We start from the raw sequence: 1,071 nt of genomic DNA, 5'->3' as shown, positions 1-1,071 counted from the left end.
CTCGGACTCATTGACGTTCGGCGGCAGCACCTTGATGCCCATACGACGGCACTCGTTCAGATAGACCGCCGACTTGTCCTTGTCGTCACGGACCGAGGTGAGCAGCGCCGCCATGTACTCGGCGGGGTAGTTGGCCTTGAGATATGCGGTCCAGTACGAGACGAGCGCGTAGGCGGCCGCATGTGCCTTGTTGTAGGCGTAGCCCGCGAAGGGCACCAGTACGTCCCAGACCGCCTGCACGGCCTTATCGGAGTAGCCGCGCTCCCGGCAGCCGTCCCGGAACGGAATGAATTCCTTGTCCAGGACCTCCTGCTTCTTCTTGCCCATCGCCCGTCGCAGCAGGTCGGCCTGGCCGAGTGAGTAACCCGCGAGGGCCTGGGCGGCCTTCTGGACCTGCTCCTGGTAGACGACCAGGCCGTAGGTGATGTCGAGGACCTCCCGGAGCGGCTCCTCCAGCTCCGGGTGGATCGGGGTGATCTCCTGCTGGCCGTTCTTCCGCAGCGCGTAGTTGATATGCGAGTTCATGCCCATCGGGCCCGGCCGGTACAGGGCGGTGACCGCGGTGATGTCCTCGAACTGGTTGGGTTTCATCAGCCGCAGGAGCGAGCGCATCGCGCTGCCGTCGAACTGGAACACACCGAGGGTGTGGCCGCCGCCGAGCATCTCGAAGGTCCCGCGGTCATCCAGCGGCAGCTCGAGCAGTTTCAGGTCGACGCCCTTGTTGGCACGCACCATCGTGACGGCGTCGTCCATGATGGTCAGGTTGCGCAGGCCCAGGAAGTCCATTTTCAGCAGGCCGAGCGACTCACAGGTGGGGTAGTCCCACTGCGTGATCGTGACGCCGTCGGTGTGCCGCACCCAGACCGGGACATGGTCCACGATCGGCTCGCTCGACATGATCACACCGGCGGCGTGCACACCCATCTGCCGCACCAGGCCCTCGACACCCTTGGCGGTGTCGATGACCTTCCGCGCATCCGGCTCGTTCTCGTACATCGCCCGCACCTCGCCCGCTTCGGAGTACCGCGGGTGTTCCGGGTCGGTGATGCCGGACAGCGGGATGCCCTTGCC

At 65.5% G+C, this 1,071-nt stretch carries 1 protein-coding gene; it reads right to left on the bottom strand.

What is annotated here, in order from left to right; all coding sequences use genetic code 11:
* Positions 1 to 1,071, bottom strand: a 1,071-nt coding sequence (dnaE, locus tag KN815_RS27650) for a DNA polymerase III subunit alpha (RefSeq protein ID WP_216344631.1), incomplete at both ends; no start/stop codon positions are given.

The organism is Streptomyces niphimycinicus (assembly GCF_018883605.1).
Classification (GTDB): Bacteria; Actinomycetota; Actinomycetes; order Streptomycetales; family Streptomycetaceae; genus Streptomyces; species Streptomyces niphimycinicus.
This window is presented reverse-complemented; position numbering and strand designations above follow the sequence as displayed.